The following is a 20,165-nucleotide window of genomic DNA, read 5'->3' as shown; positions in this document are numbered from 1 at the left end:
TTAGCTGACAGACCTTGGCAGATGGCCCAGTATTAGTGTTTATCTTTTGTCAACAGGCTTTATAAGTATAGTGAGACCTATAAACCCCTCACTCCATCGGGGGAATTTCTCGGCGTTATTACCGATTTTGGTGGCGATATTCGCGGAAGCCTTAATTTCATTACAGGGTGAAACAACACAAAATATCAGCCATTACACAGCTATTCAGAATCGTTGGGAAGAACATTGGTCTACGGTGCTTTGCTTATTTCTAGAGTGTCTACCGCTGATTGTGGCTCAGTTTATCCTACCGTCATTTATTAGCTGGCGACGCTATTTAACCTGGTCTTTTGGGTTTATTGCCTATCCCGTTTTTAATATCACGATACAGAATTTCCTGCCAGAAAATATCAATTTAGTATTTAGTTTACACCTTTGGCTAATGGCAACTGGTTTATCTCTTCTTTACTGGTTACATCTAAACTATTATCGAGCACTAAATCCACGAGAGCGACCATTCTGGTGGCGCTATTTGCTATCACTGGATGGCGCTCTGATTGTCAGCCTAGGATCTTGGGTTATTTTAATAAGCTGTATTTTTGTATATAACCCCGACCCTATGCACAACCAACCACTAGAAGTTAAATTTGATTTTGGCCTAATGCTTAAGCATTGGCCGCAGAGTCTGTATTACATTTGGCAGTTTTCTCTACTCGCACTGATATTATTTTCTTCCTATTGGGTTAATCGTTATTTATTGATACGAAGAGTGTTAACAACGAAGGGGGTATATCCATTTCTTCTATATAGTACAGTTTGGCTTCTACTATCATATCCCATATTTGGCACCCTAGTCTTACAGCTCCCATTAAATATCACAGAACTAACCCTACTACCTTCAGAAAACCACAACCCCTTCGATATACTGAACTTATTTATTGCAACTATTTTCTGGGGTGTCAGCACTCCAATTATTCTAGCTTTCGAGCGCCTTCAAAGTGATCGTAAAATCTCGGAGTTAATGAATGAGCAGGCCCAGGCAGAACTTAAAATGCTACAGCAGCAGGTTAACCCGCACTTTTTATTCAATACACTTAACAATCTCTATGCTCTATGCTTAACACAACCAGAGCAAGCTGCACCCATGGTACTAAAACTATCTGAGTTACTGCGCTATGTGGTTTATCAGGGACAAAGATCCACAGTACCACTAATAGAAGATCTGGCTTACCTGAAAAACTATCTGGATTTACAGAAGATGAGAGTCGGGCATCGATGTCAGATAGAAACAGACTTTCAAGTGGCAAGGGGAAAGTGGAAAATTGCTCCTCTATTATTAATTATGCTGATTGAAAATTCTTTCAAACATGGTGTTGAATCCAGCCAAACCAAATCCATCATCAAAATTTCCTTAACAATCAATGATTCCGAGTTACAACTTTATTGTGTTAATAGCTTTCCCGAAAAAATAGTCACAGAAACATCAAGCGGTATTGGCTTGGAAAACCTCAAGCGCCGTTTACAATTAACTTATCCCCAGCGTTTTTCTTTACTTACTGAAGCTCAAGAGCAGCACTGGCATGCAAAACTTAGGATACGACTATCAGAACTTTAATTGTTGATGATGAGCCCTTGGCTCATCAAATATTGCTACATTACAGCCATATTCATAATGATATTAAGATCGTCAAGCAATGTTATAGCGCTACTGAAGCACTCGATTTTCTAACAGAACAGCAGGTCGATTTGATTTTTCTGGATATCCAAATGCCAGCTCTCACAGGCTTGAAAATGCTGGAAACGATAGCTAACCGCCCGCAGGTGGTTCTCTGCACCGCCTATCAGGAGTATGCATTAAATGGCTTTGAACTGGATGTAACCGATTACCTTCTCAAGCCCTTCAGTATCCAGCGCTTTGCCGAAGCCATGGATAAGGTCCGGCGTCGCATTAATGAAATCCCTCTATCACAAACTGCCACAGCACCCAACTATATTATAATTCGAGTAGATAGGGAGGACCGAAAAATCGCACTCGACAATATACAATACTTCCAAGCCTATGGTAATTATGTAAAGGTCTGGATGGATGAGGACTGTCTACTTACTGCCGCCACTCTCAAACATTTCTCTAAAACCCTTCCAGAAAACCAATTTATTCAGGTTCACAAATCCTTTTTGGTCAACAAGAAAAAGATAACCGCACAAAATAGTAACAGTATTAAACTAAACAACAATAGTACAGTGAAGATTGGAAAATCATTCCGTCATAATCTTATGGAATTATGGCAGTAAAATACGACAGCTACCTAACCACAACTAATAAGTGTTGGCTAGTTTATGTGCTGCTTGAGTCAGTCGATTGCTTTCCAGGCCAGCACCAAGAATAAGTGATGATTGAAGAAAATATATCCACGGTCTTCGAGCCACTAGGCACCCCGGCCAAACACGACCTTATACAGCTAGTAGGCTCGGCATGATTGGTAAGAAAGGCCTAAATAGCACACAATAGGCAGACACTCAGCAAACGGAACTTTTTAACTGTTAGCAGTATAAGAATCATCACTTTAATCATACGTCTTTGACCACAAGATATACAGGATCATTGCATTATTTCCAGTTTGATTCCAAAATAGCAAGCTGATAGCTGCCAGAGCTATTACTATATTAAATCGCTAGATTTCATTTTGAGTGGTAAGTGGATCTTCAAAACTACCTTCTACTTGTCGGAGCCAATATCATTCTTTGCATCGTACCTGGACCCAATATGATTTATTAACCAACTCGAACGATTGCACAGGAAAAGGAAGCTAGGGCCGCTGCCCACCATCAGCCATCTGGATATAATATTTCGATTTAAATTATGAGGGTAATTGATGCATACTCTAAAAAGTATTTACCCAGAGCGAACCTAACAACTGGATTTAAAACGCCGTAGATAATCTGTATGGCTATTGATACGAACCTAAAAAGGACTAAATATGTTTGGAATTTTCAAAAGTAAGTCCGTTCTATCCAAGCAAGACACAGAGTTCCAGATTGCTACTTTTAAATGGTTACTCAGAAATTTTGGTGGAGATGACTTTTACCAACACGCAACACTTGTCTTACCCACAAAAGAATATTTCCCGTCAAAAGTAGAGACTCCAGAACAAGCAGCTACAGAAACGTTCTTGGCTGTAAAAAAGTATGCTGGCATGGAAAACTGGCCTTGTAGGTTGAAGGCACAGGAAAAAGATGTCGATATAAAAGTGGCCCCTACTCTCACCATTCAGAATACTCCGCAAGATCCCCTAGGAACTTTCGAGATCAAAGAGGACGATGAAGTCATAATTACCTATAACCCGACCGTCGCACATAACCCTATGCAGCTCGTAGCTACTCTTGCTCATGAACTCGCTCATTACTTAACGGCTACTTCCCCCGAAGAACCACCAGGAGGGTGGGACAATTGGGAGTTTGTTACAGATATTGCAGCTACATTTCTTGGATTTGGTATATTTATGGCGAATGCTGCTTTCACTTTCCAACAATTTACCAGCGTTGATTCCCAAGGCTGGAGGTATAACCGTAGCGGCTATCTTTCAGAGTCAGAATACATATATTCTTTGGCTATCTTCCTCAAGTTGAAGAAGATACCTGTTGAAAAGGCGGCAAGTCACCTAAAGCCAAACCTGCGAAAAGTGCTCAAGAAAAGTATAAATGAGATATCAAAGTTGCAGTGCATCGAGGAACTTTTGACTGTAGAATATGTACCGCCATCCCAGAACAATTTAACTCAACAAGACACCCCGACCGGCGTTTCTAGTTAAAGCGTATTCTTTACCGGACAACGAATATAGTGAGCACCATAAATGAATTACTCTTATAATCACTATAATCGGTACTATTATACCATCACTGAAATTAACGCCAACTTTCCTCTTGATCCATATCACTAGATATATCAATGTCAAATTTATAAGCCCACTCAACTTGCAGGCCAATAATGATTACTTTGTTATAGATTTTTGAATATGGTAAATTACTCCGCATCTAATTTTTTACAGATAGCCTTTATCACCCTATCGATTCTAGGTATTGCATTACTTTGGGCGCAAAATCGTTTTACAGCAATGCGATACTTGTTAGGCGCCACTGCATTATTGATGACATTTAATTTTGTAGAAGAAACGAAAGTAGTTAATCTTGGCTATTTAATCACGCCTTCGTTCTCATTATTGATGGGCCCATTATATTTTAGTCTTTTTGTTCAGGTTTTCATTATTTTGGCTGTGGCTGCACTCGGCTTAGGTATCTAATTTAAACCCAAGTTTTAGCTTCAGAATAAAGCCATCAACCACCGTTCGCATGTGAGCAGGACGGTCACTGCATTGCTTTAGCTGTGCTTTATCGCTACGCTAGCAGAACTAAACTAACTCTGTTCCCGACGGTTATAGGTTCTCATGAGGCTACTCATCATCTTGTTACTATCCTTACCTGCAATATGTATCGCAGACACTAAGGTTATGTTTTCTTGTGAGCCCATTGAAGGTGAGACGAGTTTCCGGGTAAAAGGTTACTTTTATGAAACAGCCCAGGGCGACAATATCGGTATGGCTCATAGCTTTGCCATATTTGGAGAGTTCGAAGCTATAGAAGGTTGTCGCGCCCCTTGGTATGAAAAGTTCCCACTTAGTGGATCAACAAGTGTTAAATTCATGCCCCACTGGCGAGAATACATGCCAGATTGCATGCAGAGATTCATGATCCCTCAGGTTTCCACTACTGGCCACATGTGGGTTTCTAGAAAAGGGGAGATCAGTACTAAAAGCAGAACTATTCGGGCCAATTTTCTTGTCAGTAAAATTACGGAGTAAGAACCTAAATAACTACGCAATCGGGACAAAGTGATGCGCACCTCACCCCTTCGCAAGGCGTTCAGGCTGTAGAAAAACTCTTAAAAGGTAGCTTTTTTGTTAAAATGGAGGTCTTGATGTCGAGATTATCCATATGCCCAACTTCAAACGTTACGATTACAACCAAGATGCAATGGTCGTCATCAATTTTGAAGAACAACTACAACCTGAAACCTTTGAGTTTACACTTCATCATCTGATTGATGACTATATCGACCTCTCTGTCTTCCATAAAAAATATCAAAATGATTGCGGCGGGCGAACCGCTTATGATCCGGCTATCCTACTGAAAATCATATTGTTTGCTTACTCAAAAGGCATTACCTCAAGCCGTGAAATTCAATGGCAATGTGAGAACAATATCCTCTTCAAAGCACTGTCATGCGATACCGTTCCGCATTTTACTAGTATTGCAAGTTTCGTAAGCAGTTATCCTGATGCGATTGAGTCGGTGTTTGAGCAGGTGTTACTGGTCTGCGATCAGCAGGGGCTGCTTGGTAACGAACTTTTCGCAATAGATGGATGCAAGATGCCATCCAATGCCAGCAAAGAACATTCGGGGACTTTTAAAGAGCTAGAACAGAAGCTGGAAAAAATCCGCAAGAAGATTAAACATTGTCTCAAAGAGCACAAGAGGCTGGATGGCAGGAAACCTAAAGAAAAAGAGCGAAAGCAAGCGGTAGCTAAAGCGGCGAATACGCTGCAGAAACACTTTGATAAAATTGATCAGTTCTTAAAAAATCACTCCCCCAGGATGGGGCAAGGTAAAAATCCTAAAGAAGTAAAAAGTAATATCACGGACAATGAATCAGCTAAGATGACTACCAGCAAGGGAACCATCCAGGGCTATAACGGTGTTGCCGCAGTTGATAGGAAGCATCAGATAGTTGTTGAGGGCCAGGAACATCATACACTAAACCTATTCTCGATGGCATTAGTTGCCATTATCAGCATATAGGAATAGATGAAGACATCTTGGCCAAACAGGTCATCATTACTGCTGATACTGGGTTCTCCAACGATGCTAACTACGGATACCTGCGAGAGAACGGCATCAATGCCTATATACCTGACAATAAATTCCGTTCGCGTGATAAAGCTTTGCTAAGCAAAAAGCCAAGTATGGCAAGCGCAAACAAAAAGGTGGGGCTAATGTCCAGCAGACTATCCCTGCTAGTGAATTTACATTCAATAAGAAAAAGAAAACCTGCATCTGTCCAGCAGGAAAATTCATGCTCTTGTTAAAAGAAGAGCATGTCAGTGAAGGTAAGAAAAAACTATTGTTCGAAGGGCGCCTCACTGACTGCAGGAAATGCAGCCTTAAAAATCAGTGCATGCGAAACCCAGATTCTGCCGACTCTCGAAAAGGACATGGAAGGCAAGTATCCCTAACTTGGACAAACGGACGAACAGCCACTGACTGGATGAAAAAGCGGGTTGATAGTATCGAAGGCAAGACCATTTATGGGCATCGAATGTCTGTTGTCGAGCCTGTGTTTGGAAACATTGGTACCAACAAGCGATTAAATCGCTTCTCGCTACGAGGAAAAAGTAAGGTTCAGGGACAATGGCAGATGTTTTGCTTGGTACATAACATTGAAAAGTTGATGAGATATGGCAGTATTCACTAATTGAGGCTGAATTAAGGGCGTCAAGACGCCTAAATTTAATACAATGAAAGAAATTTGGCGGTATAGCTAAATTTAGGCCGAAATTTTAATTAGAGGAGCCTGAGGAGTGACAGCTTTTTCTAAAACTGTTTTTCTACAGCCTCGTTGGGTGAATACACGAGGGAAGAATGAAGCTATACCCAGAAATGGAAAACCGCTTCAAGTATACGGCGACAAAATTTATGGTCGATCAGGTACTGCTGTCGAAAGAATTAAAGGGGAAAAGGTGTTTGCCCCTGATGGACGTTATGTCGAAACTATTGTAAATGACCTTCTCATTTTTCGTCCGACTCATAGTGCATCTATATACAGCCCTTTCGTATCAGTAAATCGTGATGGCCCAGCTGCTTGGGATGATGAGCCAACCATACCAGATTAAACATTAATTTATGAGGCGAGTGCAACCACCTATTTCTTACTTGTTATTTTCATAGCTTTAGTTGCTTCAATTATCAAAGTCTGACAGAAAGGCTAAACATATAACAGGCAGCAACCGGAACAGAATAACCGCTCAAAAAACATACGGGCTCGACGAGCCATGCTTCACTTCGAGCTCTCTTTTGCAGATCTTTAGGCGTAGATGGTTACGCTAACACCATTCACATACCCATTTAACAATATGATAATAAAATGAAGAAATTGCTCTTTTTTACAATCGCTTCTTTTTCACAACTATTTTGCTAAGCTATGATGCGACCTCAATCGCGAGGTCCGATCCTAAAAAGTAGACTTTGACACATATAATCTAAAAATTTTCGTTGGGGACGCTTGCTTTCCTATAACCCGATATAATATATAGTTAGGTTCGAGCAATCCGCATATCCCAATATTTCGATATAAAATAAATAAGGCCAACCCCTATCTTTAGAAGCAAGATCCATATATAGAAAATACGAGGCATCTAACTATGAAGTTCACCAGTGCGCGAAATATCCAAATCATAGCTTTTCTGCTGTTGGCGCTAGTATTTACACAGGCACTCTTTACCATACTGTATGTTGCAGAGATTAACCCCTCACGGCAACTTTTCTGGGGGTTGGAGGGCTTGCTATTTACCATTCTTTCAGCTTTTGCTGGAGCGGCCATGGTGCAGACTAAAAACCACCATATAGGGTGGTCCGCTATTGCATTCAGCTCTGTATTCAATGTGGTGCAAGTTAGCATTGGCGCCACTATGTTTATGCCATTTCGGGAGGTCGCTAGCCAATTAGAGGCGCTTGGAGCTGCAGCGGGGGCCGTTGTGGCTTTTTCATTTATGATCTATTACGCGGCGAAATTTTTGCTGGGCTTTGCTGCTCTTATTTTTGGAGTTACCAAAATGAATGGGAGCTCCAAAGTGCTGGGAGGTTTGACTGCCTCAGTTGGCGTTATTGCAATGTTTGCTAATGCTATTTCGATTACGTTTGGACGTGATTCGTATTTACCCTCATCCGTTGCTGGAGCATCGGGTGTTCTTGCAACCTTACTCTTGGCGATTTGTCTTTTGACTATTGCCCGAGAGGACTAATATGCGAAATTCAATCTAACAATTAAGTCAGGCCTGACTTCACAACAGATTACTCGGCCGCCCATTTAAGACGTTATAGAAAGAGACCTTCATAGTGGATGAACTAATATATAGTAAAGAAGAGATCCTGTCGGTTCTTAGAGATATCAATGAATTCGTGGTCTCACTGGATCAAATGAATAAAGTACACCACGAGTTTGGTGAAGAGGCGTGGAAGGATGAAATTATTGATTATTTTCAGAGTGCAAGGGTAAGTGATAGGCTAGCGCAAGTACGCTCGATGCTTTCAAAACCATTTCCGAGTGAGATTGGACCCGATGACATGGATGATCTGGAGAGAGAAATGCAGGGGGTACAGTATTGGACTTTTAAGGAGTACCTAGCAAAGAAAAATGGCAAGGGGTAGCGTAGGGCGTTTAGCAATACATTCGACTACGCTCCCCCGGTAAAGAACAACTCACCCTACTTTCCAGAAACCGCTTATCGAAAGTGTTAAATTTCGGTAAAGTGATCGGTTGTTAATAAATAAGAAAGTCGTTCCCAGCCCATCATAGGTTTTCTTAAGGACCCATCTACAAAAAAGAGGGACATGCTACTAATGAAAATTCTTAAGTAGTATCGTTGCACTTTACAAGACTAGTCAACGCCACCTACTGTGAGGGTTGGATCTCCATTCTTGGGCTTCGAAGGCTTAAATTAAAAACTTGCCTCTTCACGGGACCCAAAGTCATGGCGTTAAGCAATATGAATATAATTCGAAGAAAAATCCTAACCAAAATCACTTTAATTATTTTCCTAACAGGTATAGTTTTCTATATGTCAATTGTATTCAGGTCAAATAAACCTATAGATTACGCAAGGAAAAATCAATTTAGAGTTGTGCCAATAGATAACTTATTGGTAGATAAGCCAAAGTTATTTGGGCGAGATGAATTGCCAGTCTTTATTTATATTTCCTCTGCTACTGGTGATCCTGTGGTATTGGAAGCTTGTAGTGGTCTAATCCTTCCGGACACTTCGCTAAGATGGTAAAACTACCAAGCGAGGTGAAGTATGACAACAAAAGGTACACGTCGGCATTTCAAGCCGGAATTTAAGAAAGACGCCGTAGCGCTAGTCTCTGAGCAAGGGTATTCAATTTCTAAAGCAGCAGAGGCTGTAGGAACAACAGCCAATAACCTGCGACGCTGGATAAAGGAACTGAAGCAGGAAGAAGACGGTGTGAGGTTGGATGTAGGCGAGCGCGCAGAATTAGAGCGATTACGACGTGAAAATAAGCAGTTGCGGATGGAGAAAGAAATCCTAATAAAGGCCAGCGCCTTCTTTGCGAAAGAAATGAAATAAAGTACAGCTTTATTGAAAAACAGCAAGGCAGCTTTCCTGTTAGGGTGCTCTGCCGGGTAATGCAGGTAAGTAAGTCTGGTTATTACGATTGGTGTTGCCGTGGTAATAGCTCAATAGATGCTCAAACATGGCAACTATGCCATCGTTTGAAGGCCCTATTTGCAGAATCTAGACAGAGCCTGGGAAGTCGTCGGTTAATGAAGCTGTTACGTAAAGAAGGCTTTGAAGTTGGGCGCTATCGAGTCCGCAAGCTCATGAAAAAGCTAGGCTTGGCAGTAAAGCGCAAGAAGCGATTTACACTGACGACAGACAGTAAACATCACCTGCCGGTCGCAGAGAACCTTCTGAATAGGGAGTTCTCACCGAGTGCTAAAAATCAAGTTTGGACGACTGATATTACATATATTTGGACTTCGCAGGGCTGGTTGTACTTGGCGGTAGTGATTGATCTCTATTCGCGCCGGATTATTGGTTGGCATCTAGATCGGAAGATGGAAACGGCCCTGGTAACTCGTGCGTTGATAATGGCTGTCAATTTGCGTTCGCCCCCAAAAGGTCTCCTGCATCACTCTGATCGTGGCAGTCAGTATGCCAGCCATACCTACCAAACGTTATTGAGTCAGCATGGGATGGTGTGTTCAATGAGCCGTAAGGGAAATTGTTGGGACAACGCACCGACTGAACGTTTCTTCAGCAGCCTGAAGCGGGAGTGGGTAACGGGAAACCTTTATCCGACAAGGGAGGATGCGGTAGCAGATGTAAGAGCCTATATTGCTTATTACAACTCACGCAGAATACATACAACACTGGGAGATCTAGCCCCTATCGAATTTGAGGAATGTGCTTAAAGAAGTGTCCGGCTGGAGTTGACCACAACAGCTTCTGTTAAATATGATGACTCCGAGTACTATAGATTGATCAGATATAGATCAGGAGTTTATTCAAATGGGAAGAAATATGCCTTCGTTGAGGAGGGTAAAGGTGGTTGGTTTTCTTTGGACGGAACAATGGTTTCAAATCCTGGTTGGTACACGGGTAGGATAAAACCAGTGAGCTATGAAATAAGAATGGGCAATTTATATTTCGTAAGGTAGATGCTTACCAATCAAAGGCACTCGATATCAAAAGTACCACTTCAAACCTCTCCACTATTCAATTGTTAAACACCCACCTGTAACTTTGCCTTACCACCCTTTCTTTCTGTAAAGTAATGGTTATTTATCATACGAGGGTTATCAGTGCGAAACGAATTTTCTAAGGCTTGGCGAAGTCCGAGTCATTGCGGCATAGAGCTTTTTCACGCCTACTTCCATAAGTTTTCCTTTGCCAAGCATTGGCATGATGAACTCGCTATTGGAATCTTCCTTTCTGGCGTAGAAAAGCTCGATTATCGCGGTGAAACAGTAACTATTCCTCAGGGAACCCTTGCTGCGCTTAATCCAGGGGAGATTCATACCGGTTTTTCCGGGAGTGACTCCGGTTGGTACTATCGTATGTTTTACTTTGACACGGCGCTCATTGAGGAAACCCTCAGGGAACACACTCTGCTGAATCAAACACCCGTGCCATTTTTGAAGGGACCACTATTGGATGATCCAGAGCTTTTTCAGCTTCTCTACAAGCTACATAGCAGTCTTGAAATGAACGCTTTATCCCTTTCAACGGACTCTCTACTCACCCTGGCAATTAGCCAGCTCTTTGCCCGTCACGGCGACCAAAAGATCTACCCGAAGTCATCATCTAACAAACAGGGAGTCTTGAAGGCCCGTGCTTATTTACAGGAAAACTGGCAAAGAAATGTGACACTGGATGAATTGTGCCAATTAACTGGCATGAGTCGATATCAGCTAATTCGTAGTTTTAATGCGCAGTTTGGCGTTCCTCCACATCAATTCCTAATCCTCCTAAAAACCCAAAGGGCCCGAGCATTATTTCGTACCGGAGCCCAGGTGGCTGAGGTGGCTATCGACTGCGGTTTTTTTGATCAGAGCCATTTGAGTCGAAACTTCAAGCGTGCTTTCGGTATCACACCTGCTCGCTACTTAAAGTCTGCACAGCGCAATTTCGTACAAGAACCTTCCTTCTACTCCCTTTAAGCTCACCTATCTCTGGGAAAACAAAGCGTACCGTTAAACAGTGTGAACTACTTCTCATAGCGATATCTCTTCTATGACATGAGTAATATATATGAGCTTAGAGTTTCTATTAGCCTGGTTGGCAGTAATGTTCCCACTAATTTATAGCCCAGGACCTGCCAATATCACCTTTGCTGCAGCCGGAGCCAGCTTGGGTATTCGTCGTTCCTTACCTTTACTGGCGGGCATAGACATTGTATTTCTAATGAAGGCTTTATTAGTTGGCTTCGGATTTATGAGCTGGCTAATTCACTACCCTATGGTAATGACCATCTTACAGTGGACTGGTGCCATCTACTTAATTTACCTTGCTTACGTTTTTATAAAGCCTAATAAAGAGCCTGGAAAAACTGCTACCAAATCGGTAAGCATTTGGCAGGGAATGCTGCTTCAAAGTATGAATATTAAAGCTTGGATGATAGTAATTACTATGTTCTCTGTGTTCGCACCAAAGCAAGAGGAGAGCAATGAAAGCAGTGTTATCACCTTGATTATTATGATCACCATACTCAACTTTGTGACACATTTCTCATGGATCGCTTTTGGTCGGACCTTATCGAAAGCACTTATCAGCGATAAAAATAGAAATCTGCAAAACAAGCTTTTTGCACTCAGTCTGCTTCTTGTCGCTGTGTGGTTAATTGCTGATAACCCCACTGCTATTAGCCTAAATGCTGTATGACTTGGAACCTTAGTTCAAAGGTTTAATTTATGAATCAAGCGGCCACTGGTAGTCCCCTGCACCAACAAGGAGAAAAGGACCACGCCAAATACCATAGATTGAATTGTCCACCAATAGGGCAATTCAACTGGAAGAGAAAGCACGAGAGCGACCGCAATAACCCCTCGCAGCCCGCCCCAGCTCATTAACAGTCGCCAGGATTTCGGTATAGGGGGGCCGACAAAGCGTGTCAGAGGTGCCACTAAGAATACTGATAATGCTCTAGCTCCTAAAGCAGCCGCTGTAGCAATAAGCATTGCCAGCCATTGGTGGGTAAACATCTCAAAAGTTATCACCAATCCCATAATCACAAAAATAATGCCGGTAAAAAACAACCCCATCCACTCCCAGGTTGGACCCGCATTAATCAAATAGGTGTTATTTTGCTTGCTTAAGCACGCTCGAGCAACAATTGCACATATCATTACCGAAATGATACCTGATACATGAAAGATACTTTCCGCCAAATAGAAACTACCAAATGCAGCGATCACTAAAGTCATTAAAGCCGCACTGGGAGATCGCAAAAACAATATGACAAGAGTGGTTATCAAGCCAAAAACAAGCCCAATTGCAACGCCACCAAAAAATACCATGCAAAAATATAGTGTCACTGAAGTGGCGTCCAACGAAGGGGCTGCAACCCCCATCGACGAGCTTTCCACAATACCATAGGTAGCTAGCCCTAATACTAACGAATAGAGCACTACAGCTGCAGCATCATTGAAGAGGCTCTCTCCATCCACCAAGGTTAAGAGATCTTCTCCTGTTTTTTCCTGACGCAACTTATTAACTACAGAAACCGGGTCTGTAGCCGCTAAAATAGCCCCGGTCAACATGGCCGCCACCCAAGGAAAACCCTCCGGATGACCAATGCCGTAATAAGTAATTGCTGCAATAAGAACTGCACAAATAACCAAACCGAGTGTAGAGAATAACAATACGGGGCCAATCCAGCGCTTTAAGACTTTGGGCTCCAACTGCCAGGCGGACTCAAAAATTAATACCGGTAAAATAACAAAGAATACCAGCTCTCTGATACTGGTTGCACGCAAACCTGTATCATAGTCAATTATGGGAAGTAACAAAGCCGCCAGCACTCCTGCGACAAGGCAGCCAAGTGTATTATCTATACGTAAGATCCTTGCAATGCCCAGTCCAATAACTGCAGCGGCAGCGAGATATAACCCCTGCCCTACAACAGTGACTATATCATTCACCTATCCACTCCCATTGCCAGTGCATTCGCACTTCAAATACAGACACACTCTCACTGAACACGCTCATCTACAAGTAAAGACTTTACAAGTTTTAAGTATGACTCCACATACAAATGTGCACTCTCATGGCTAGTTAGGGGCTCACAGAATCCAAATACAAAAATCGTATTTCTGCAGGTGGTATACGTAATAACTATCAGCGGGTGGGCAACGTGGACTTGTACGACAATGCCTGATTCAATTTCGAAGTATCGAAACTCTCCGGCTAGCCGCTGCATATTACAGGTATTAGAAACACAAATACCAACAGGAAATACAGTGATTTCAGGGAATGTAGGTATACATTGCGCAGCAAAAACGGCAACAGCTTCAGGGGAAATCAATTTAAGTGTTGAGTATCCTTTTCTTCCTATAATGGGTACCGCTTGCTCTACTTTCCATTTACTACAGCTATTGGATTTCCGCACATTAAGTAAATCGACATCCTTGAATCCAGACAAATGAAAATACTCACCCGTACTTTTTCTTAGTAGTTTAGGTTCTTGGCCAATATAGCCCCCCTCCCTCTCCTGGAACCTGTCTAAATCGAAAAAAAGTACCAATTTTGACTGGCCATTCAATACAGCATGATTACTAACAATGATGACCCACTCAACTTCATCATTCACGTTAACATGCAAGGTAATCTCATAGGCGCAATTTTCTTTGTCAACAAATCGATTTTGCTGCCAAAGGTATTCAATCTCATATTCTAATGGTTTATTTAAATGCTTTTTGATTAGAGGTGCTTTTTCAAATTCAACATCACAAATGCAAGAAGGCTTGGTGCCCTTCTTGGCCCTCGCCCGAAGCATTGGGTGTCTTCTATGGATAAAGGTAAAACCTCTGCAAAATTGCTCGAAAGTAACAGAATCGCGGAGACGAACAAACGATATTAGCTGAGTTCTACCGCGAGACTTATTAGTCAATTCAATAAATAGAGCTTCTTGGGGCCCCAACTCACGTGAGAGTGGCTCATTTTCCATGCAGGCCTCACATTTGCTAATGGGTAGATCACCTGTGATACAAGAAGCACTCTCCTCAGTATAGGAAAATAGTTAAAAACTGTTTGTTGATATTGGCTATTGATACAGAGAGCGTATCACTAAGACAGCCAGCACAATCACAATGTAGTTAACAATCGATTGATTCCTTCGTCTATACAGATAAAAGATTAAAAATACATTGCTAATGGATAGATATCTTATTATCCCTCACTTAAATAGAATTCAACTAACCTTCGTATGAAAAGCAATTTTAAATAACCTCTACAAGAATTCCTTTACACCAAACCGTCATCACCACTATGGAGAAACTCACCGCAACCGGGTAAGGAATAGCAAATGCGACTAGCAATCTATGTATTTAAATTGATAGCTTAAACAACACAAGAATAATTCAATCTTCTTTTGAAACCCTCACATAAAAATAAGAAAGCATTCTAGAAACTCTGTATAAAAATTAATGAATTAGACCACCAATAATATCCATATACTGCTTTATATACAGAAGAACACTGTTTCGACTCATAAGTGGTTCGCAGTAACCAAACACAAAAACCGAATTCTTATTGGTTGTATACGAAATGACCGTCAATGGGTTTAGCCCATTAGTTTGGGTCACCATTCCTTTTTCAATATCAAAAAATTTCATCCTTCCACCTAGTTTACTTAAACTTCCTACATTAGATACGCAAACACCAGCAAAGAAGGATTCAGAGCCTAAGATTGTCTCTCTCGCCATATTCTCCACTTCAGTAATAGTGTATTCAGACACTATTTTTTTTGCCATCGGACGTTGCTTAGTTAGTACCGTATATATTTGGGACTGTAAATTTTCAGCAAAATCTATGATATCAACCGATGTAGGATCTTCAGGAATAGACAACTGAGTAGTTTGCGAAAACGAACCAATATGCTCTAATGGGATCGGGGGAGTACATAAGCCTCTTCCATCTAAAGCTAAAATAATCTCCTCTCCCTTTTTATAGGTTGGTAGGACCACTGAAGCAATTGAAGCAATTGCACAAAGAATTGCAGTTAACTTTACTCCTCGGTCTTTGCCTATTTTTGCTAGCTGATGGAGATCTTCAGGACACAATAGTCTCGCTATTGCACCAGCCTGCCGTTTACTTGCCGGTGCAACCTTCTCAACAGGCCAGTTTAATTTTTGATCATCCGCATCATGAAATATATGCTTTTCACCTACATATCCAGCGACTTCTAAATTTTTAGCGATGCTTTCCCCAAGAGGTAGCGTTTCATTGTCTCTAAAGAGTTTATTTTTTTGTACTAACTGATCCAACTGCAAAAACAGAGTCATAATAGAACGACCATCCATAATCGCATGAATATTATTGACAATAACCCACTGCACTAAACCTTCATGATTGCAAAATATACTTAGACAATATGCATATCTATCACTATCTATATATTTTTTGGCTTGGTTTGAGTATTCTCTCTCAAAATCCATCTCCTCATCTAGCCGGTACACATCTATAGGGATTTCGGAAAAATCCACATCACAAACCCACCGATATTTATTATCTTTCTCGACGCGGGCTCGCAAGAGGGGATGATACTGGTGTAGTATTTTAAGGCCAGAACGTAGCGTATCAATTGCTAGAGGCTCACAAACTCGAATAAAAGAAATAAGTTGCAAGCCCCCTTTTGACTGCCTAGACAGCTCTACAAAAAGAGCTTCTTGGCGTCCCATCTCCCGAGAGGGCATCTCCGATTTCATGGTTGAAACTACCGTACCTAATAGGCATTCATACCAATTATAGAAAATAATAAAACTACATATAAATCAAACAATTACGACATAAAAAGTGAAGTGACACACGATCTCGTAGCTATGCACACCTAGCGGCTTTGTAGATAAGCTTACTTTCAGTTGATATCATAATGACAGCTTTGAATCTACTCACTAATGACAGCGCTAAGTATTCAAACAAGTCGCCATTGGTATTTTCAATATACAAAATATAATTAAATATTAACTCAGAGTCGCCAGCTAGATAATCAAAGCTCTCAATTGAAATTAGACAAGGATAGAAATATGACAAATAATATGGAAATACAACAAGTTATCGATGAATTATATAGTGGAATCTCTGGCCCTTCAGGTTTTCAACGCGACTGGGAAAGACAGGCATCATTATTTTCCCCTGATGCAAAAATGATACGCACATTTGTGGATAGCAATGGCAAGCCCCAGTCTACGATCCTCAGCGTCCAAGAATATCCAGAAAATTTTGAAAATCTAATTGCAGATCGCCCTTTCTATGAAGCTGAAATACACAACATTATCGAGCAATTTGGAAATATTGCTCACGTCTTCAGTGTTTATGAAGCCTGGAGCGATAAGGAGAAAACCCAATTCCTAAAAAGAGGGATAAATAGTATCCAACTTTTGAACGATGGCGAATCCTGGAAGGTAGTGCATATGATTTGGGATGACGAAAGATCCGGACTGACAATGGAATCGAAATATAACCCCGCAGTCACTGCCTAAGCAGTATTTACGAGCACAATTAGACCCTAAGAGGCATTGCCTCTTAGGGAAACCAAATCCAGTCTTATTATCCTCTCCAAGTGAATCCGCAAAGGCTTGCAATTCTTCAAAATTAAAGCGTAAACTGTACATTAATACAGTTTCCGCTAAAAAAATGTCAGATCATCCTTCCACTAAAGCGCCATCCCCATGCAAGGGCCGAGGAACCGCCTCTAACCTCCCTGGGCGCTTTGCTGAACTATCCAGCTCCCGTGAAACTGATGGCTGGCAAATGGAGCCTGATCAGCCGGTGAGACTAATAACCTCATCGATTGAGGAAAAGGCGAAAACTATTATCTCAACCAATCAATCACCAGATATTCCTTTCTCCCAATCGATAAACCCCTACAGGGGGTGTGAGCATGGTTGCATCTATTGTTATGCCCGCCCAGCCCATGCCTATATGGATTTATCACCAGGGCTCGATTTCGAGACCAAGATTTTCTACAAGCCAAATGCTGCTGAGCTTTTAGAGAAAGCGCTACGAAAGAAGAGCTACCAGTGCAGTCCCATCGCTCTGGGAGCCAATACCGATCCCTATCAACCTCTGGAACGAGAGAAAGAGATAACCCGTAGTTTGTTGGAGCTTATGCAGGAGTTTCGCCAGCCGGTAACCATTGTCACCAAAAGCCAGCTAATCTTGCGAGACCTCCCACTGCTAGCAGAAATGGCACAAGATAACTTGGCCCAAGTCGCCATTAGTGTGACCACACTAGATAATGCCCTTAAGCGCAAGCTTGAGCCAAGGACTGCTGGCCCTGCTGCTCGTCTGCGAACAATTGAACAGCTTAGTACAGCGGGTATTCCTACCGCAGTACTCGCCGCGCCTATGATCCCCGCTCTCAATGACTGTGAACTGGAATCGATTCTTTCGGCTGCACGGGAATCAGGGGCTGTAAGAGCCGCATATATCCTATTGCGCCTCCCCTATGAAGTTGCCCCTCTATTTCGGGAATGGTTAGAGGTACACTACCCAGAAAGAGCAAAGCATGTCATGAGCCTGGTGCAGCAAAGCCGTGCAGGTAAGGACTATCAAAGTGAATTTTCCCAAAGGCGAACTGGCACAGGCATATTTGCTCAACTACTCCAAAGACGCTTTCAAGTGGCAATAAAAAAGCTGGGCTTGGATCATCGGCGCCTTACCTTGGATTGCTCCCAGTTCAAGCCGCCGCCTCGCACTAATGAGCAGCAGGATTTATTTTCTTGAATCTATGGGCCATATAAAAAAGAAGGAAGAGCTGGGCGTGAATTGGTTTCTCTATCTTGTTCGAACGGCCAGAGGAACACTCTATACCGGTATAACCAATGATTTGGAGAGGCGTTTTGCTGAGCACTGTAGTGATGGCCCAAAGGCGGCAAAAGCACTACGAGGTAAGGGGCCCCTTACGCTCGTGTTCTCTGTGGGGCTACCCGATAAATCAACCGCCTTGAAAATGGAAATAGCCATTAAGAAGTGGCCAAAATCAAAAAAGGAAAAACTAATACTTGGCTCTCATTCCCTGCCAGAAATTTAACTTGTTGAGAAAGCCATTATCACTTTGGTGTTAACAACCATGCCTCTTCTCTTGCGGGAACCTTGCCTTTAAGCCCACCAACAACGTCTCTTGTCGCTAATACTTGTAGGCTATAATCGGCATCGTAATATTCATAAATCAAACGGCTTCCAACAGAAAAAGGTGGGCCAGGCATCTGAGTTTGTTCATACTCGAAGGATACGAGAAGTTGAGGTGCGGCTTGGGTAATAGCCATTAAGTGTCTGACATATTGCTCACGAATATCTGTGGGGAGGGCTACCAGTGCAGCCCGATCATAAATCGCTACAACCGGCCCCAACTCCTCTCTACCCAAATCGAATATATTGCCAACAAAAATATCGATGTTGGCACCAGAGTAGCACTTTAGATTACCAACCTGGTTTACCTGTGGAATTACTGCCATTTCACTGAAGAGCTGCTTCACGGCCTCCTCATTGAGTTCACAGCCAACGACTGAGATATTCTGTTCTAATAACCAAGCAATATCTTTCGTTTTGCCACATAGCGGCAAGAAAATCCGATCACCCGAAGACAGAGAGAGACTGGAAAAGAATTCTGTCAACAACGAATTGCCGGCCGCCTCGTGAAAGCCAATATCATTTCTTTTCCACTTATCGTGCCAAAATTCTTCCTTCACAACTGGCTCCTACAATCCAAGGTAAAAAATAGATAAGAAACGAATTACATCAATGAAGAAGTGTTCTGTAGTATTCCATTTCGATACTACTTTCAGACTCATAGGGTTCAGTAAACGCCAAAGCCGTAACAAATACCATTGCTGTAGATAGCAATATACGTTTTAACATTGAACTACACCTCTACTCAATCTTACTGAACCCCTTACAACCCTTTCCCTCAAGCACTCAGATTAATCTTTCAACAAGTCCTTACTGCTCGTTGCTGACGCGGCCATAAAATATCAATTAGGCCGGCAAATGCTGCACCGATGGATACAGTTGCAATCAGTTGAAAATAGGCATCCAGGGTAATGTCCAACTGCGCAAGAAACGCAATAATGATACCAATGGCATAGCTGGTGACATTCCTAATACCGGTCACCATTCCCATTGCCCATACACTGATAATCGAGAAGAGAAGTGCAATCGGCCTAACCAGGATACTTGGGTCAATTTGCCATTTATGTGCCGCTGTTTGAGCGCCCAACCCCAACCCCAGCCCGGTCACCACACATGCGAGATTGTAGGCACCTGCCCGCCAATCACGCCCCCTGGAGTAATAGGCAATAACACCCAACACCGCTACCCATATTGGCATTCCGCCCAGATAACCGACGAGTGCCGCAACAATGAGAATTGCAAGGATTGGTGACTTCAGTAACTGGGGGGACAAGCTTTTACGCTTGGTTAAAACACTGGGCCACTTCATGATTTCCACTCCTTCGAGGACACCCTGATAAGAGGTAAGATTCCTTGCCTAAAACGTAAAACCCGCCAACACTCTGAAAGGATCTATCAGAACCATTCCTTGATATGAAGCTATTTTCAGGTAGTTCCCACTCTGGGGGATAGAAAACTTCTTCCGTATTCTTGCCCAATCTTGCA

At 42.2% G+C, this 20,165-nt stretch carries 18 protein-coding genes and 1 pseudogene; 14 read left to right on the top strand and 5 right to left on the bottom strand.

Annotation, left to right across the window (positions count from 1 at the left end):
* The first annotated feature begins 70 nt into the window (after positions 1–70).
* The 11 genes and pseudogenes from ACJJI1_RS15075 (at position 71) to ACJJI1_RS15025 (ending at position 12,212) form a co-directional block, all read left to right on the top strand.
* Positions 71–1,594, top strand: a complete 1,524-nt coding sequence (locus tag ACJJI1_RS15075) for a sensor histidine kinase (RefSeq protein ID WP_444957171.1) — start codon at positions 71–73, stop codon at positions 1,592–1,594.
* Positions 1,595–1,611: 17 nt separating this feature from the next.
* On the top strand, positions 1,612–2,271 hold the full coding sequence (locus ACJJI1_RS15070; protein WP_444957170.1) for a LytR/AlgR family response regulator transcription factor: 660 nt from the start codon (positions 1,612–1,614) through the stop codon (positions 2,269–2,271).
* Positions 2,272–2,957: 686 nt separating this feature from the next.
* Entirely contained in the window at positions 2,958–3,788 is an 831-nt protein-coding gene (locus tag ACJJI1_RS15065) for a hypothetical protein (RefSeq protein ID WP_444957169.1), read from the top strand.
* A 204-nt stretch (positions 3,789–3,992) separates the two neighbouring features.
* Positions 3,993–4,277 carry a hypothetical protein gene (locus ACJJI1_RS15060; protein ID WP_444957168.1) on the top strand — a complete coding sequence of 95 codons (285 nt, stop codon included), beginning with the start codon at positions 3,993–3,995 and terminating at the stop codon, positions 4,275–4,277.
* Positions 4,278–4,968: 691 nt separating this feature from the next.
* A pseudogene (locus ACJJI1_RS15055) lies at positions 4,969–6,505 on the top strand (transposase).
* A gap of 106 nt (positions 6,506–6,611) precedes the next feature.
* Positions 6,612–6,923, top strand: coding sequence for a hypothetical protein (locus ACJJI1_RS15050; protein WP_444957167.1), 312 nt, complete (start codon positions 6,612–6,614; stop codon positions 6,921–6,923).
* Positions 6,924–7,451: 528 nt separating this feature from the next.
* On the top strand, positions 7,452–8,051 hold the full coding sequence (locus ACJJI1_RS15045) for a thiamine biosynthesis protein ThiC (protein ID WP_444957166.1): 600 nt from the start codon (positions 7,452–7,454) through the stop codon (positions 8,049–8,051).
* A gap of 94 nt (positions 8,052–8,145) precedes the next feature.
* Complete coding sequence (locus ACJJI1_RS15040; RefSeq protein ID WP_444957165.1) at positions 8,146–8,457, top strand: hypothetical protein; 312 nt, start codon at positions 8,146–8,148, stop codon at positions 8,455–8,457.
* A 647-nt stretch (positions 8,458–9,104) separates the two neighbouring features.
* Positions 9,105–10,243 (top strand): IS3 family transposase gene (locus ACJJI1_RS15035; RefSeq protein ID WP_444957164.1). Its coding sequence is split into 2 segments (ribosomal slippage): positions 9,105–9,357 and positions 9,357–10,243, totalling 1,140 coding nucleotides; the frame shifts between segments, so codons are not numbered across the junction.
* 390 nt (positions 10,244–10,633) lie between these two features.
* Positions 10,634–11,491: an AraC family ligand binding domain-containing protein gene (locus tag ACJJI1_RS15030; RefSeq protein WP_444957163.1), complete on the top strand. Its 858-nt coding sequence runs from the start codon at positions 10,634–10,636 to the stop codon at positions 11,489–11,491.
* A 91-nt stretch (positions 11,492–11,582) separates the two neighbouring features.
* Positions 11,583–12,212, top strand: a complete 630-nt coding sequence (locus ACJJI1_RS15025; RefSeq protein ID WP_444957162.1) for a LysE family translocator — start codon at positions 11,583–11,585, stop codon at positions 12,210–12,212.
* A gap of 14 nt (positions 12,213–12,226) precedes the next feature.
* On the opposite strand, the gene ACJJI1_RS15020 is transcribed toward ACJJI1_RS15025, so the two are convergent.
* The 3 genes from ACJJI1_RS15020 to ACJJI1_RS15010 form a co-directional block, all read right to left on the bottom strand.
* On the bottom strand, positions 12,227–13,471 hold the full coding sequence (locus ACJJI1_RS15020; protein WP_444957161.1) for a cation:proton antiporter: 1,245 nt from the start codon (positions 13,469–13,471) through the stop codon (positions 12,227–12,229).
* Positions 13,472–13,521: 50 nt separating this feature from the next.
* On the bottom strand, positions 13,522–14,496 hold the full coding sequence (locus tag ACJJI1_RS15015; RefSeq protein ID WP_444957160.1) for a hypothetical protein: 975 nt from the start codon (positions 14,494–14,496) through the stop codon (positions 13,522–13,524).
* Between the two features lie 475 nt (positions 14,497–14,971).
* Complete coding sequence (locus ACJJI1_RS15010) at positions 14,972–16,255, bottom strand: condensation domain-containing protein (RefSeq protein ID WP_444957159.1); 1,284 nt, start codon at positions 16,253–16,255, stop codon at positions 14,972–14,974.
* A 318-nt stretch (positions 16,256–16,573) separates the two neighbouring features.
* Between ACJJI1_RS15010 and ACJJI1_RS15005 the strand changes: the two genes are divergently transcribed.
* From ACJJI1_RS15005 to ACJJI1_RS14995, 3 genes are all read left to right on the top strand, one after another.
* Positions 16,574–17,029, top strand: coding sequence for a Cif family virulence factor (locus ACJJI1_RS15005; RefSeq protein WP_444957158.1), 456 nt, complete (start codon positions 16,574–16,576; stop codon positions 17,027–17,029).
* A 154-nt stretch (positions 17,030–17,183) separates the two neighbouring features.
* Entirely contained in the window at positions 17,184–18,275 is a 1,092-nt protein-coding gene (locus ACJJI1_RS15000) for a PA0069 family radical SAM protein (RefSeq protein ID WP_444957157.1), read from the top strand.
* On the top strand, positions 18,250–18,582 hold the full coding sequence (locus tag ACJJI1_RS14995) for a GIY-YIG nuclease family protein (RefSeq protein ID WP_444957156.1): 333 nt from the start codon (positions 18,250–18,252) through the stop codon (positions 18,580–18,582). The genes ACJJI1_RS15000 and ACJJI1_RS14995 overlap by 26 nt, the downstream gene beginning before the upstream one ends.
* A gap of 19 nt (positions 18,583–18,601) precedes the next feature.
* Here ACJJI1_RS14995 and tmpT read toward each other — a convergent pair whose 3' ends face one another.
* Together tmpT and ACJJI1_RS14985 are read right to left on the bottom strand one after the other, a co-directional pair.
* Positions 18,602–19,240, bottom strand: a complete 639-nt coding sequence (gene tmpT / locus ACJJI1_RS14990; protein WP_444957155.1) for a thiopurine S-methyltransferase — start codon at positions 19,238–19,240, stop codon at positions 18,602–18,604.
* Positions 19,241–19,479: 239 nt separating this feature from the next.
* Positions 19,480–19,989, bottom strand: a complete 510-nt coding sequence (locus ACJJI1_RS14985; RefSeq protein WP_444957154.1) for a DUF1097 family protein — start codon at positions 19,987–19,989, stop codon at positions 19,480–19,482.
* Positions 19,990–20,165 lie beyond the last annotated feature (176 nt).

This window comes from Microbulbifer maximicatervae (SeqCode) (genome assembly GCF_052467065.1).
The sequence above is the reverse complement of the archived record's forward strand: the minus strand, read 5'-3'. Positions and strand labels throughout refer to the sequence as shown.